At 61.7% G+C, this 14,110-nt stretch carries 18 protein-coding genes; 10 read left to right on the forward strand and 8 right to left on the reverse strand.

Annotated elements, in window-relative coordinates; genetic code table 11:
• Positions 1–85: 85 nt before the first annotated feature.
• Positions 86–1,024, forward strand: coding sequence for an endonuclease/exonuclease/phosphatase family protein (locus LZK81_RS14290; RefSeq protein ID WP_233953692.1), 939 nt, complete (start codon positions 86–88; stop codon positions 1,022–1,024).
• Between the two features lie 9 nt (positions 1,025–1,033).
• Here the strand turns inward: LZK81_RS14290 and LZK81_RS14295 are convergent, their stop codons facing one another.
• The 4 genes from LZK81_RS14295 to LZK81_RS14310 all read right to left on the reverse strand — a co-directional run bounded on the left by LZK81_RS14295 (position 1,034) and on the right by LZK81_RS14310 (position 5,546).
• Positions 1,034–2,896: an ABC transporter ATP-binding protein gene (locus LZK81_RS14295; RefSeq protein WP_233953693.1), complete on the reverse strand. Its 1,863-nt coding sequence runs from the start codon at positions 2,894–2,896 to the stop codon at positions 1,034–1,036.
• 67 nt (positions 2,897–2,963) lie between these two features.
• Complete coding sequence (locus LZK81_RS14300; RefSeq protein WP_052753492.1) at positions 2,964–3,293, reverse strand: type II toxin-antitoxin system RelE/ParE family toxin; 330 nt, start codon at positions 3,291–3,293, stop codon at positions 2,964–2,966.
• Entirely contained in the window at positions 3,290–3,559 is a 270-nt protein-coding gene (locus LZK81_RS14305) for a ribbon-helix-helix domain-containing protein (protein ID WP_046603843.1), read from the reverse strand. The genes LZK81_RS14300 and LZK81_RS14305 overlap by 4 nt, the downstream gene beginning before the upstream one ends.
• Before the next feature lie 130 nt (positions 3,560–3,689).
• On the reverse strand, positions 3,690–5,546 hold the full coding sequence (locus LZK81_RS14310) for an ABC transporter ATP-binding protein (protein WP_233953694.1): 1,857 nt from the start codon (positions 5,544–5,546) through the stop codon (positions 3,690–3,692).
• A 380-nt stretch (positions 5,547–5,926) separates the two neighbouring features.
• Between LZK81_RS14310 and LZK81_RS14315 the strand changes: the two genes are divergently transcribed.
• From LZK81_RS14315 to LZK81_RS14335, 5 genes are all read left to right on the forward strand, one after another.
• The gene (locus LZK81_RS14315; protein ID WP_233953695.1) at positions 5,927–6,406 is read left to right on the forward strand and encodes a tRNA (cytidine(34)-2'-O)-methyltransferase; all 480 of its coding nucleotides are present in this window, start codon (positions 5,927–5,929) and stop codon (positions 6,404–6,406) included.
• A 71-nt stretch (positions 6,407–6,477) separates the two neighbouring features.
• Positions 6,478–6,957: a redox-sensitive transcriptional activator SoxR gene (gene soxR / locus LZK81_RS14320; RefSeq protein WP_326491512.1), complete on the forward strand. Its 480-nt coding sequence runs from the start codon at positions 6,478–6,480 to the stop codon at positions 6,955–6,957.
• 61 nt (positions 6,958–7,018) lie between these two features.
• Positions 7,019–7,315: a type II toxin-antitoxin system RelE/ParE family toxin gene (locus LZK81_RS14325; RefSeq protein ID WP_233953697.1), complete on the forward strand. Its 297-nt coding sequence runs from the start codon at positions 7,019–7,021 to the stop codon at positions 7,313–7,315.
• Positions 7,316–7,318: 3 nt separating this feature from the next.
• Positions 7,319–7,621 carry an addiction module antidote protein gene (locus LZK81_RS14330; protein WP_233953698.1) on the forward strand — a complete coding sequence of 101 codons (303 nt, stop codon included), beginning with the start codon at positions 7,319–7,321 and terminating at the stop codon, positions 7,619–7,621.
• 160 nt (positions 7,622–7,781) lie between these two features.
• On the forward strand, positions 7,782–8,210 hold the full coding sequence (locus LZK81_RS14335; protein ID WP_233953699.1) for a hypothetical protein: 429 nt from the start codon (positions 7,782–7,784) through the stop codon (positions 8,208–8,210).
• 9 nt (positions 8,211–8,219) lie between these two features.
• On the opposite strand, the gene LZK81_RS14340 is transcribed toward LZK81_RS14335, so the two are convergent.
• Complete coding sequence (locus tag LZK81_RS14340) at positions 8,220–8,477, reverse strand: hypothetical protein (RefSeq protein ID WP_046603838.1); 258 nt, start codon at positions 8,475–8,477, stop codon at positions 8,220–8,222.
• 175 nt (positions 8,478–8,652) lie between these two features.
• Here LZK81_RS14340 and hemF point away from each other — a divergent pair, with 175 nt between their 5' ends.
• The 3 genes from hemF to LZK81_RS14355 all read left to right on the forward strand — a co-directional run bounded on the left by hemF (position 8,653) and on the right by LZK81_RS14355 (position 10,256).
• Positions 8,653–9,567: an oxygen-dependent coproporphyrinogen oxidase gene (gene hemF / locus LZK81_RS14345; protein WP_233953700.1), complete on the forward strand. Its 915-nt coding sequence runs from the start codon at positions 8,653–8,655 to the stop codon at positions 9,565–9,567.
• A 127-nt stretch (positions 9,568–9,694) separates the two neighbouring features.
• Positions 9,695–9,961 carry a hypothetical protein gene (locus tag LZK81_RS14350; protein WP_046609245.1) on the forward strand — a complete coding sequence of 89 codons (267 nt, stop codon included), beginning with the start codon at positions 9,695–9,697 and terminating at the stop codon, positions 9,959–9,961.
• A gap of 103 nt (positions 9,962–10,064) precedes the next feature.
• The gene (locus LZK81_RS14355; protein WP_046603835.1) at positions 10,065–10,256 is read left to right on the forward strand and encodes a DUF1059 domain-containing protein; all 192 of its coding nucleotides are present in this window, start codon (positions 10,065–10,067) and stop codon (positions 10,254–10,256) included.
• An 83-nt stretch (positions 10,257–10,339) separates the two neighbouring features.
• On the opposite strand, the gene LZK81_RS14360 is transcribed toward LZK81_RS14355, so the two are convergent.
• Genes LZK81_RS14360 through LZK81_RS14370 form a run of 3 tightly spaced genes read right to left on the reverse strand, consistent with a single transcriptional unit; the run spans position 10,340 to position 12,854 of the window.
• Positions 10,340–11,602, reverse strand: coding sequence for a CCA tRNA nucleotidyltransferase (locus tag LZK81_RS14360; RefSeq protein ID WP_233953701.1), 1,263 nt, complete (start codon positions 11,600–11,602; stop codon positions 10,340–10,342).
• A complete protein-coding gene (locus LZK81_RS14365; RefSeq protein WP_046603833.1) occupies positions 11,599–12,234 on the reverse strand; it encodes a CoA pyrophosphatase in 636 nt (211 codons plus the stop codon). Before LZK81_RS14365 ends, LZK81_RS14360 begins: the two co-directional genes overlap by 4 nt.
• Positions 12,231–12,854, reverse strand: coding sequence for a DUF1285 domain-containing protein (locus tag LZK81_RS14370; RefSeq protein WP_233953702.1), 624 nt, complete (start codon positions 12,852–12,854; stop codon positions 12,231–12,233). Before LZK81_RS14370 ends, LZK81_RS14365 begins: the two co-directional genes overlap by 4 nt.
• Before the next feature lie 235 nt (positions 12,855–13,089).
• Between LZK81_RS14370 and LZK81_RS14375 the strand changes: the two genes are divergently transcribed.
• Positions 13,090–14,103, forward strand: a complete 1,014-nt coding sequence (locus tag LZK81_RS14375; RefSeq protein WP_046609376.1) for an AAA family ATPase — start codon at positions 13,090–13,092, stop codon at positions 14,101–14,103.
• Positions 14,104–14,110 lie beyond the last annotated feature (7 nt).

The following is a 14,110-nucleotide window of genomic DNA, read 5'->3' on the forward strand; positions in this document are numbered from 1 at the left end:
CCCTGCCGGGCACCGCATTGCAACAAATCGGGCCTCATGTTAGGCCAAGCCCACGACAGAAGGCGGCCGTCCCGGACAGACCCGAATGAGACAAACACTATCGGTTGCCATCTGCGTCATCGTGTCGCTTGTGCTGATGGCGATCGGGACGCGTTACATACACCCCCACTGGATTTTGGGAACGCTTTACAGCCTGCAGCTGCACGCGGCACTCGGCTGCGTCGCGGCCATGGTCGTAGCCCTTCTCGTCAAGCGCCACTTTCTGGTCTGGCTGCTGTTCGCCGCCACGCTCCTCTTTGTCGGCCACGCGGTGCTGATGAGCCGCGACTTCGCCGCATCGATGACACCTGCGGAGGTGAATGCACCGACCATCAAGCTGATGTCCTTCAACATCCTCAACGACAATTTCGCCAATGCGGAAGACATCGTCGAAACGATCCGGTCGTCCGGCGCCGACCTGGTCAACATCATGGAAGCCGCCCCGCTCAGGGTCTATATGGACGAGCTGGCGAAGACCTATCCCTACCGGGTGGGCTGCGGCATGCTGATCGAGGATTGCGACCAGCTCATGCTATCGAAGGTGCCGATCGAAGCGCCGACGGTACAATCGCTCAGCGAGATCTTTCCGGATCGCTTTATCCTCGCCAAGGTGACCGTCCGCGGCCAAACGATCCATTTCGTCGGCATGCATACGACCAAGCCGTATTTCGACAATTTTCACTCCGTGGAACTGACCCGCGCCGCTCTCGCGATCAGCGAGACGAGCGGTCCCCTGCTGCTCTCGGGCGATTTCAACGCCTCGAGCCTGGCGCCGAACATGCGCCGGTTCCTCCGCAATGCCGACCTGGCGACTGCCGGCTTCGAGCCCGCCACCTGGCCGATCCGGGCGGGCGCGTTCGGCGTGCCGATCGACCATGTCTATGCGCGGGCGCCGCTCAAGATAAAGTCGCTGACCCGCATTCCCCAGCCGCACGGCTCCAACCACTTCGGGCTGATCGCCGAGATCGCCGTTACCGGACAGTGAGCCGCAGCGCTATTGGGCTGCGTCCGCGGCGAGGAAGCCGCCGGACTGCCTTGCCCAGAGCTCCGAATAGAGCCCTCCCCGCGCAATCAGTTCGTTGTGTGTGCCGTCCTCGATGATCCGGCCCTTGTCCATGACGATGAGGCGGTCGAGCGCTGCGATGGTCGAGAGCCGGTGGGCGATGGCGAGCACGGTCTTGCCCTGCATCAGCCGCTTCAGGTTCGACTGGATCGCCGCTTCCACCTCCGAGTCGAGTGCCGAGGTGGCCTCGTCGAGCACCAGGATCGGCGCATCCTTGATCATCACGCGGGCGATCGCCACGCGCTGGCGCTGGCCGCCGGAAAGCTTGACGCCGCGCTCGCCCACATGCGCGTCGAAACCCTTGCGGCCGCGCTGGTCTTCGAGAGCCGCGATGAACGTGTCGGCTTCAGCCTTGCGCGCCGCCTCGACGAGCTGCGCTTCCGTCGCATCCGGCCGACCGAACAGGATATTGTCGCGGATCGACCGGTGCAGCAGCGAAGTGTCCTGCGTCACCATGCCGATCTGGGCGCGCAGCGATTCCTGCGTCGCCCTGGCGATATCCTGCCCGTCGATCAGGATACGGCCGCCTTCGAGATCGTAGAACCGCAGGAGCAGGTTGACGAGGGTCGACTTGCCGGCGCCGGAACGCCCGACGATGCCAAGCTTCTCTCCCGGCCGGATGGTGAGCGACAGATCGTCGATGACGCCCTTCGCCTTGCCGTAGTGAAAACTGACATTCTCGAAGCGGATTTCCGGGCGCTTCACCACCAGCTGCGTCGCATTCGGCGCATCCACCAGCCCGATCGGCTGCGAGATCAGCTCGGCCGAGTTCTGGATCGTGCCGATATTGCGCATGATGCCGTTGAGCTGCGTCATCAGCCGGCCGAGCAGGAAGTTCAGCCTCAGCATCAGCGCCATAGTGAAGGCGACGGCACCGGACGAGATCAGGCCGGAGAGCCACAGATGCACGCTCATCGCCGCCATGGTGACGATCATCGTGCCGGAGAGGAAGGCCATGGAGGCGCGCACGCTGGTCAGCAGCCGGGTGAACGCGATGATCGTGTCCTGGAAGCTCTCGAAACCGGATAGCATGTAGCGGTCGTTCGCCTCGTCGCGGCCGAACAGACGAAGCGTCTGAATGTTCGAATAGGCGTCCACCATGCGGCCGCTGATCATCGATCCGGCCTCGGCCGAGGCCTTGGAGTGTTCGCGAATACGCGGCACGTAATATCTGGCGAGCACCGCGAAGATCGAAAGCCATGCGACGACGACCACAGCGAGCCGCCAGTCGAGCCCCGCGACCAGCGCAATGGTCGAGACCGAATAGATGCCGACGAACCAGACGCTTTCCATGAAGGAGGTCAGAACGTCGCCGGTCGCCTGCCCGGCCGACCAGACTTTCGTAACGATACGGCCGGAGAAATCGTTCTGGAAGAAGGAGAGCGACTGGCGTGATACGTGGATGTACGATTGCCAGCGCACCAGGTTGTAGAAACCGGGCGTGATGATCTGCTGGTCGACCAGCGCCGTCATCAGCCCGATCAGGAAGCGGCCAATGCCGACCACCAGCGCCATGACCACCAGTTCGGTCCCGTGGTCGACAAGCAGCCCCGACCATCCCTCGGAAGGTTGGGTCGTGTCGAGAATATCGACCAGCCGGCCGACATACCAGAACATCGCCGCCTCGACGCCGGCGGCAAGACCGCCAAGCACCAGCATAGCGAAGAAGGGAAGTTTGGCTTGACTGACATAGAACCAGACGAAGCCGATCAGGCCCACCGGCGGCTTCAGGTCGTCCCGCCTCGCAAATGGCTTGATAAAGCTCTCGAATATGCGGAAGACCGATTTCAACATGGACCGGATATAGGCGGATTCTGATCGGCGGCAAAGCAAAAGCGGCCGGGCGGCGGCTTACATTTTCTTAATGATCGGCATCGGGATCTTCGTCGAATATTCCTTCCACGTCTCGCCGCCCGTGAAGAACGCGCACGACGATCAACCGATCATCCTGTGGAATGTAGTAGATACGGAATGCCTCAAATGACTTCACCGGCCAAGATCTTAGACCTAGGAGTTCCTCATCGGCAAAGTATCGGGGAGAGCCGCCCAAAGGTGCTGTTGTCAGGACATCGATCGATGACTGAACGGAAACGAGGAACCTTTCCCCGATATCTCGCAGCCCGATGCCCCCGTAATAGTCGACTTGCCGCAAGATGTCGGATCGGGCCGCGGGTTTGATGATGACTATCAAGACGAAGACTTCTTCGCTTTCTTGTCGAGAAGGAGCGCCGCCTCTGCCTTTAAATCGCTCCAGAACTCAGGCGTAGCGATATGCCCTTCTCCGGAGGAAAGCCCCTCCAGCAACAAAGCCCTCAAGCGTTCGTCATTCTCTCTCTGTTGCGCGTCCCGCAAGAGGGTACGGAAATATTCGCTGATATTGCCGTAGCCCTTCGTCGCCATCTGGAGTTCGACAAAGTCCTTCAGGGTATCGGGAAGAGAAATGGTAATCGTAGCCATGGCGCACCGGATTTTATTCGCGCTACTAAATTATCCTATCTATTGGGAATTGTTAAGAGCCTTGGCTCTGCGGAAACCATTGCACGCAAAATAATGAAAGCCCCTCAAGCAATCGAGGGGCTTTCATTGCTTACTCCGCCGCCGCCTCTTCGATCACATCCTCATGGCCGATGAAGCCGCCGGACTGACGGTTCCAGAGGTCGGCATAGATGCCGCCGTTCGCGACGAGTTCGCGATGCGTGCCGGCCTCGATGATCCGGCCGCGGTCGAGCACGATCAGCCGGTCCATTTCGGTGAGCGTCGACAGCCGGTGGGCGATCGCGATCACCGTCTTGCCTTCCATCAGCGCGAACAGGTTCTCCTGGATCGCCGCTTCGACTTCCGAGTCGAGCGCCGAGGTCGCCTCGTCGAGCACCAGGATCGGCGCATCCTTTAAAAAGACGCGGGCAATCGCGATGCGCTGCCGCTGGCCGCCCGACAGCTTCACGCCCCGTTCGCCCACATGCGCATCGAGACCCTTGCGTCCCTGCATGTCGGCAAGTCCGTCGATGAACTCCCAGGCGTTTGCCCGCTTTGCCGCCTCGATGATGTCCGCGTCGGTCGCCTCCGGCTTGCCGTAGGCGATGTTGTCGCGGATCGAGCGGTGCAGCAGCGAGGTATCCTGGGTGACCACGCCGATCAGCGAACGCAGGCTGTCCTGCGTCACCGTCGATATGTCCTGGCCATCGATGGTGATGCGGCCGCCCTCCAGATCGTAGAAGCGCAACAGCAGGTTCATCAGCGTCGTCTTGCCGGCGCCGGAGCGGCCGACCAGACCGACCTTCTGGCCGGCCGGGATATCGAGCGTCAGGCCTTCGATGACGCCCTTGCCCTTGCCATAGTGGAAGTGGACGTTGTCGTAGCGGATATGGCCCTTTTTCGCGGTGAGCGTCGAAGCGCCCTTCTGGTCCACCACGTCATGCGCCTTGGTCATCATCGACATGCCGTCATAGACGGTGCCGATGTTTTCGAAGAGCGCCGACACTTCCCACATCACCCATTGCGACATGCCGTTGATGCGCATTGCAAGGCCGATGGCGATCGCGATCGCCCCGATCGAGATGGCGCTGTCCAGCCAGAACCAGATCGACAACGTGCCGACGGCAAACAGGGCAACGCAGTTGTAGAAGTAGACCAGCGCCTGGAAACCCGTCACCTTGCGCATCTGCGCATGTACGGTTTTCAGGAATACGTCCATCGCGTCTTGCGCATAGGCCTCTTCCCTTCCTGCATGCGAGAAGAGCTTGACGGTCGCGATATTCGTATAGCTATCCACGACCCGGCCGGTCATCATCGAGCGCGCATCCGCCTGTTCCGCCGAAATCTTCCTCAGACGCGGCACGTAATAGGCGACCGTGATCGAGTAGAAGACGATCCACAGGACGAGCGGAACGGCCAAGCGCAGGTCGGCGGCCGCCACGATCGCGATCATCGAGATGAAATAGGTGAAGACGTAGACGAACACGTCGAGCACCTTCATCACCGTTTCGCGGATCGCGAGCGAGGTCTGCATCACCTTGGTCGAGACGCGCCCGGCAAACTCGTTGGCGAAGAACGTCATCGAGTGCCTGAGCAGGAAGCGGTGCATCTGCCAGCGGGCGATCATCGGGAAATTGCCCATCAGGATCTGGTGCATGATGAGCGAGTTCAGCGTCGCGACCGCCGGCAATCCGATCAGCACCACGAAGGCCATGAAGAACAGTTTCGGCCCTTCGCTTTCAAGGAAGGTCGCCCGATCGGCGTTGGTCAGCCAGTCGACGATATCGCCGAGGAACTGGAACAGCGCCACTTCGCCGACCGCAATCAGCATCGTACAGGTCGACATGATGACGACCCAGGGCCAGACCGGCTTGGTATAGTGCCACAGGAAGGCCGCGAGGCCGGCGGGCGGTAGTGAGGGCGCTTCGTCCGGATAGGGATCAACGCGCCGTTCGAACCACGAGAACATGAAAGAAGCTCCGTAAATCGGATTGCCGCACGGATCGGCACGCAAGGCGGCCAGAATCGGGCGACGAAAACCTAGGATATCGAGGCCGGATGTCGGCCACGTAACGAGTCAGGAAGGGAAGAGTTTGCGAGAAACCGCGAAACGCCTAGGCCAGAAAGCGAGTAATCTGGCGGCGGAGGCGCGAAAGCACGGTCATATCCATGTAGGCCTCCTTGAGTGGGCGTTGAGTGACGCAAGCCTTCTACCCTCTCGAGTACAAATTGAAAAGGGAAAATCGCCGTATCCCGCCACCCTGAGCTTTTCTGTTGCCCGATCGTCACAGCCATGCCGCGCATCGAAAGGGCTTGAGCCGCAGCCTCGGTTTCCCGTAAGGACGGTGTATGAGTGACACCTCCCGCGGGCTCCGCATCGCCCTTTACCAGCCGGATATTCCCGGCAATACCGGCACGATCCTCCGGCTCGCCGCCTGCCTCGGCCTGTCGGTCGATATCATCGAGCCGGCCGGCTTCGACATTTCCGACCGGAACCTGAAGCGCTCCGGCATGGACTATCTGGACAGCGTCACGCTTGCCCGCCACGTCAACTGGCAGCGCTTCGAAGAATGGCGCAAGGCGAACGGCCGGCGCGTCGTGCTTGCCTCCACCAAGGCCGCCCTGCCCTATACCCGCTTCGAATTCCAGCCGGACGACATCCTGCTCTTCGGCCGCGAAAGCGCCGGCGTGCCTGATCATGTGCATGAGGCGGCCGACGCCCGTATCCTCATCCCCATGGTCGAAGGCCAGCGGTCCATCAACGTCGCCATGTCGGCGGCCATGATCGCCGGCGAGGCGCTGCGGCAGAACGATTTTCGTCTTCATTGAACCGGGCTCCGGTTTTCTTTCACGGAGCTCCTGCTATAAAACCTCAAGTAATATTGAGGTCAACAGCGATGATGAAGAAAAATCCGGACGGGCGGCTGGAGCTTGAACTGACGGTCGGGGAAGTCGCGACACGCAGCGGCGTGGCGGTGTCCACCCTGCATTTCTACGAGACCAAGGGACTGATCCAGAGCCGCCGCAACCGCGGCAACCAGCGCCGTTATCCGCGCGTCGTGCTGCGCCGGGTCGCGGTCATCAAGGTCGCTCAGAAGACCGGCATACCGCTTGTCGATATCGCCGAGGCGCTTTCCGTCCTGCCGCACGACCGGCCGCTCACCGCCAAGGACTGGCAGCGGCTTTCGGAAACCTGGAAACGCCAGCTCGACGCGCGGATCGCCAGCCTCACGGCACTGCGCGACCACCTGACCGGCTGCATCGGCTGCGGCTGCCTGTCGATGGAGGACTGCCCGCTGAGGAACCCGCTCGACATGCTTGGCGAAAAAGGCGCGGGGCCGATCTTGCTGGAAGTGGAAGATCATGTGGATACGGATTGATTGCACGGATAGGTTTAGTTTAAGTTGATTGCGAAAATGCACTCCATAGAGTACAGTCCGCATGTTCACGGTATACTCGACCAAGGTTTTCGATGACTGGGTAGACGACCTGCGCGACAGGCACGCAGTGACCAGGATTTTCGGTCGCATCGCCCGCGCTGAAGAAGGCAATCTGGGTGACGTCAAACCAGTCGGAGAAGGGGTTAGTGAGATGCGGATCCATTATGGTCCGGGATATCGCATCTACTTCAGCCGAAGAGGCGATATCGTTGTCCTATTGCTTTGCGGTGGCGACAAAAGCAGCCAGACCAGGGACGTCGCCGAGGCGAAACGCCTCGCCAAGGAATGGAAGGAGTAAGCTATGGCTTTGGAAATACGGCGGTTCGACATCGCGGAACACCTGAACAGCGATGAGGATATTCAGCAGTTCATGATCGCCGCATTCGAAGACGGTGACCCCGCCTTCATCGCCAAATGCCTCGGCATCGTCGCGAGGGCCCAGAACATGAGCAAGCTCGCCCGCGATGTCGGCATGAGCCGCGCGGCCCTTTACAAGGCCCTGAGCGGTGAAGGAAACCCGGAATTCGCGACGGTCCTGAAGGTGATGAAAGCCCTCGGCCTCGAACTCACGCCGGTTCTCGTCAAGGCGGAGGATGCCGCCTAAGCGCGATCGGTACCTGGCGGATCGTCGGTCTCCCGACTGTTTAGCATCTTTTGAAAAACACATGTCAAACCGATCGAAGCCCATGGGCCAAACATCGGAGATCGCATATGTTTCCGCAATCGAGCTTCTTCTTTCCAGCCCCAAGCCCTCAAGGACCGAGATGCGCAATCTGCCCTGCTACCCGATGACTGTTGCCGCCCTCGCCCTGATGGCTTCGTCCGTCTGCGCCCAGGAGGCCGAGCACTACACCGCGGTCAGCAAGACGGCGATGAGCGTCACCGGGGACGTCTGGCTCGACGACTTCGGCATCACCTTCGAGAATGAGGAAACTCTCGAATTCTCCGACCTCGTTGCTGATAATTTCCGGGTGGACGGCAGGCGGGTGCCGGGATCGGTCTACCGCGTCGCGGAACCGGCCGATCCGGAACTCGAAAACGGCAACCAGCTCTGCGGATCGGGCGACGTGACCTATGTCGCCAACTGGGCGTCCGCCAAGGGAATGTCGGCGATCGCCGTATTTACGGGGAGAAATCCGCCGAAGAGCAGCGCCGAAATGTGCGCGCTCTACACCTATGAGGACCCGAAGTGACGGCTCGGATCAATCCGCCGTCGGCAGCCGGCGCATGGTGAATTCGATCTGGTCGCCTTCGAGCTGGCGCCAGCTTTCCACTTCGGTCCAGTAGGCTGCCTTCGGAAATTCCTGAAACCATTCGCGCGCCTTTTCACGCGCTTCTTCCCGCGAGAGCTGGAAAGTCTGCCGCACGAACATGCCTTGTCGCTCGCCGGCCTTTTCCTGCCGGTGGCGGTCGATCCTGCGTTTCAGCCCGTCGAGCGGCGGGGGTGTGAACTTTGCCATGAAAGCCTCTGATCAGCACCTGTTTATGCGGTAAAGATAATGCCAGGCGACACGCTTTGCGAGTCTCATTTTCCACCCGCGACAACCGATGGAATGGCTCGCGAAAGCCAGAAATGCTAATCCCCGATTGGAAAAATGCGAATCGCGCCAAGGGGATGGCGAGAGGAATAGAGACATGGAACGGCCGGTATTGCCCAAGGGGTTGCCTGAGGACATCGAAGACAAGAAGGCGGCGGCGAGAGCCTGGTTCGAGAGCCTGCGCGACACGATCTGCGCCTCGCTGGAAGGCCTCGAGGCCGAACTGACCGGACCTCTCTCCGATCAGGAGCCCGGCCGCTTCAAGCCCAAGGACTGGCTGCGCGACGGCGGTGCCGGCGGCGGCGGCAGAATGTCGATGATGGAGGGACGCGTCTTCGAGAAGGTCGGCGTCCACACCTCGACCGTACACGGCGAATTTTCCGACGATTTCCGCAGCCAGATGCCGGGTGCGGAGGAAGACCCGCGTTTCTGGGCGTCGGGCATCTCGCTGATCGCCCATCCGGTCAATCCCAACGTGCCGACCGTCCACATGAACACCCGCATGGTGGTGACGTCGAGCCAGTGGTTCGGCGGCGGCGCCGATCTCACCCCAGTGCTCGACCGGCGCCGCTCCCAGACGGATCCCGACAGCGCCCTCTTCCATCGGGTCATGGAGATCACCTGCAAGCGCCACGAGGCGGTCGCCGATTATGATCGTTACAAGACCTGGTGCGACGAGTATTTCTTCCTGAAGCACCGCAACGAACCGCGCGGCGTCGGCGGCATTTTCTTCGATTGGCTGCATCCGGTCGAGGAAAAAGGCGGCTGGGATGCGGATTTCGCCTTCGTGCAGGATGTCGGCCGGGCCTTCAATCTCGTCTACCCGAAGATCGTCCGTGCCAATTTCAACAAACCCTGGACGGAGTATGATCGCGACGAGCAACTGATCCGCCGCGGCCGCTATGTCGAGTTCAACCTGCTCTACGACCGGGGCACCATTTTCGGGTTGAAGACCGGCGGCAACGTCGAGTCCATTCTGTCGTCACTGCCTCCGGTTGTAAGGTGGCCTTAGATCAAAGATCACAAAATTAACGATTTCGGGTATAAATTGGCCCCAATATCTCATCCTTAACAAATGCGATATCGGAATCAATGCGATGGTGGTAGCGTCCCCTTGGTTGTACCGGAGGAGGATCGCCATGATGGCACCGAATAGCATGCCAATGCTGGATGCGTCTGAGGACAAGGACGCCCGTTCCCTTGATACTGCTGACATGATCGACCGCCTCGCGACGGAAATGCGCGCGAGAACCGGCGGTGAGCTCCCCCATTCCTTTTATGTGGACCAGGTAAGGCGCCAGCTTGCCGGCAAGTCGGTTGCCATGTCGGCCGCCAATGACGAGGCGGCGCGGGAAAAGGGTCAGGAACAGGCTTCCGTCTTCCACGCCTGGGCGCTTTCCGAATAAGCGTCGGGAACGGTCCTTGTAGTTTCCGAGTTATCGAGATTGGAGCCGGCGGATATGGGAGATATCCGCCGGCTCCAGTCCAACGCTAACAGGAGGAAATGTCATGCGACTGTTCGAATGCGGGACGCTCGTGCCCGGTTGCCAGTGGCATACCCGTGCCGACGAGGACGCCGAAGTGGTCCGCCGCGCCGTGGAGCATCTGCGCGCGGTGCACGGGGAAGAGATCATTCGCGAAAACATGGTCGAGAACATCAAGGCGCGCGTTCGCGACGAAAACGGAGCGGCCGCGGCCTGACGCCTACCGAGCGCCAGCCGTTCTGGCGCATAACGCTCGCGGCCTCACCTTCAAGCGATGTCAGGGCAGCGAGTTGCCTGACATCAGAGCGAACTTCGGATCATATCCTCCAGCCGGGCGGTCAGCGCCGCCCGGTCGAGGGTGAAATTGCGCTCCACCCAGAAGTCTTCCAGTTCCTTCAGAATTTCCCCCACCCGCTTTCCGGCCGGCACGCCGGCTGCGACGATATCGGCACCGCCGAGCGGGAAGATCGGCTTCTCGTAGTTCTCCGCCCTCTTCAGCAATACCGACAGCCGTGCGGATTTGCGCATCGCCGCCGGATCGCCTTCGGCCGCGGTTCGCGCAGAGGCAAGTGCGAGTTTCAGCCGCATGACCAATCCCTCCGCGCCTTGCCGGTAGAGCAGCCGGTCGAAGCCGACATCCGTCACCTCGTCCGGTGGCACCGGCGCATTCGCCCAGGTAGCGAGTTGCGCGGCCTCCGCATTCGACATCTTGAGCCGCTTCGCGAGTGCATCCAGCCTCTCGGCATCCGGCGGCACGATCGCCGCCAGCCGCAATATCGGATCGAGCGTCCAGCCGAGCGACTTCTCTGCCGCCACGAGGCCGTGAATGCCGTCGATACCCCACTTTTCCGTCTCGGGCAGGATTTCGGTGAGCACGCCCGCCTGCCGCATCCACAGCAGCGCGCGGGAAGGATCTGCGGCGGACAGCAGCTTCTTGGTTTCCGCCCAGACCCGCTCGGCCGACAGCGTCGAAAGCTTGTCCTTGGCGCGGGCGCAGGCCCTCAAGCCATCCGCATCCGGCCGGCCGGAACCGTAGTGGGCAAAAAAGCGGAAGAAGCGCAGGATGCGCAGGTAGTCCTCGGCGATCCGCTCGGCGGCTTCGCCGATGAAGCGCACAGTGCGCGTCTCGATATCCGGCAGCCCGCTCACGAGGTCGATGACAACACCCTGAGCGTCCGCATAAAGCGCGTTGATCGTCAGATCCCGCCGTTCCGCATCCGCCTGCCAGTCGGTGCCGAAAGCGACCTTGGCCCGCCGTCCGTCGGTCTCGATGTCGCGACGCAACGTGGTGACTTCGAAGCCGTGGCCGTCGATGACAAGCGTTACGGTGCCATGCTCGAAACCGGTCGGTACTGCCTTGATCCCACTGGCAACGGCCCGCTCGACGACCTTTTCCGGACGAAGCGTGGTGGCGACATCGACATCGGCAACGGGAAGCCCCATCAGCGCATTGCGCACCGCGCCGCCCGCCACCCGCGCCTCGCCGCCGTCGGTATTGAGCAGGGCCAGGATTCGCTGCAGCGCAGGGTCCCGGAACCAGGCCTCGTCGGCTACACTGGTCATGCATAAAGCCTTTCATAGAGCGTGCGCAGGATGCCCGCGGTAATGCCCCAGATGTTTCGTTCCTCGTAGGGCATCACGTAGAAGTGCCGCTCCTTGCCGTCCCATTCGCGGCTGCCGCGCTGGTGGTTCGCCTCGTTCATGAGGAAAGACAGCGGCACCTCGAAGACGTCGTCCACCTCGGCCGGATTGGGCGTGATCTCGAAGCCGCGCCTGACCACGGAGAGCACCGGCGTGATGCGGAACCCCGTCGCCGCGTAATAGGTCGGCAGGCGCGACAGCGTTTCGACGAAGGAACGGTCGAGGCCGATCTCTTCTTCCGCCTCGCGCAGCGCCGCCTGTTCCGGCGACCGATCCTGCGGATCGATCCCGCCGCCCGGAAAGGCGATCTGTCCCGAATGCTTGCGCATCGTCGATGTCCGCTGCGTCAGGATCACCTTCGCTTCGTCGCCGTCGTCAACGACCGGCACCAGCACCGCCGCGTCCTTCAGCTTCAGCCCCGCGGCGAAATCCACCAGCGTCGGATTGAGCAGATGGTCGCCGTGATCGCGCCAGGCGTGATCGATCGGCCCACCGTTCTGGTTCAGCGCCCGGCGGCGGAAATCGCCGGCCGAAAAGATGGGAAAGTCACTCATTGCGATAAGGCGTCCAATTCGGCCTTGGGCATCACGGGAAAGACCTCCGTTCCGGAGCGGACGGAGAACATCGGCACCCCGTCTATCACGATCGCCTCGCCCAGTTCCACGAGATCGTACATGACCGCGCGGGAAACGAGCGCCTCCAGCCGGCCGCGCACCATCAGATAGGGTTTCAGCTCGCGGTTTTCGCCCGAGATTTCGAAGCGCAAGGGATGTTCCGCGCTTGCCTCGACCACATCACCGACATTTGTCCTGAACGTGAGCGCCTGCCGGCCTTCACGCTGCGTCACCTGCATCTCCACGGCAAGAAAGGGCGCGTCCACGACCCGGATGCCGACTTTTTCCACAGGTGTTACGAGGTAGGTCCTGCCGTCCTCGTCCCTGCGCAGCACCGTTGAAAACAGCCGCACCAGCGGTGCGCGGCCGATCGGCGTGCCCATGTAGAACCAGGTGCCGTCGGCACGGATTTCCATGTCGATATCGCCGCAGAAGGGTGGATTCCACTTGTCGACGGGCGGCAAACCGCGCTTTCCGTCGCCGGTTTGCTCGGAAGCGCGCGAAATCAGGGCCGCAAGCCCTGCGGCATCGGGTGCCGAATTTATCGTTTGCGCCGCCATCTTTCAGTCCCGGTTCGACCTTAAGCATTCACCAAAGCAATTGTTCCTCACGAGATAGTCATTCAATACGTGCTTGTCAGCCATGTTTCGGGGAATAAGTTTGATCGGATAAGCCGGATGCTGCGATGCAGCGATTCGACGCCGGGATATGAAGAGCCCGGTCTCGGAAAGCCAGTCGGTTTCTGAGTGCCTGCCGGTTCTGGATGCCAGCCAGTTTTGGATGATGGAGAGCGACATGGGCCTGATGAATTCCACCGATACCGTCCTCGATGAGAAAGCCATCATCGCCGCCGCCGAAACGGCCCTTTCCGACATCGCAGCCATCCGAGCCGAAGTCGCCAAGGTGATCTTCGGTCAGGAAAAGGTGGTCGAGAACACGCTGCTGGCCGTTCTCTCCGGTGGCCATGCACTGCTCGTGGGCGTCCCAGGCCTTGCCAAGACCAAGCTCGTCACCACGCTCGGCACCGTACTCGGCCTCGCTGCCAACCGCATCCAGTTCACCCCCGACCTGATGCCGTCCGATATTCTCGGATCGGAAGTCATGGATACCGACGATGCCGGCCGTCGCTCCTTCCGCTTCATCAAGGGGCCGGTCTTCGCCCAGTTGCTGATGGCCGACGAAATCAACCGCGCCTCGCCGCGCACCCAGTCGGCGCTGCTGCAGTCCATGCAGGAATACCATATCACGGTCGCCGGCCAGCGTTACGATCTCCCCGCCCCCTTCCACGTGCTCGCGACCCAGAACCCGCTGGAGCAGGAGGGCACCTATCCGCTGCCTGAAGCGCAGCTCGACCGCTTCCTGCTGCAGGTCGACGTGCTTTATCCGGAACTTGCCGCCGAGCGGCAGATCCTGCTCGAAACCACGGGCACATCGGAAGGCAAGGCTCGCGGCGTCATCGATTCCGCCCGGCTCCAGGAAATCCAGGTGTTGATCCGCCAGATGCCGGTCAGCGACAAGGTGGTCGACGCGATCCTGTCGCTGGTGCGCTCCGCCCGCCCCGGCCATGGCAATGCCCATACCGACAAGCATGTCGCCTGGGGTCCCGGCCCGCGCGCCGGCCAGTCGCTGATGCTGACGGCCCGTGCGCGCGCCCTCTACGAAGGCCGCCTCGCCCCATCGCTCGACGACGTCTATGCGCTTGCCGAGCCGGTTCTGGAACACCGCATGGCGCTGACGTTTGCGGCACGCGCCGAAGGCATGTCGGTACGCGACGTCATCGCCGGCCTGGTGAAGCAGGCCCGCGGCTAAGTCCGCC

The organism is Neorhizobium galegae (genome assembly GCF_021391675.1).
GTDB lineage: Bacteria > Pseudomonadota > Alphaproteobacteria > Rhizobiales > Rhizobiaceae > Neorhizobium > Neorhizobium galegae_B.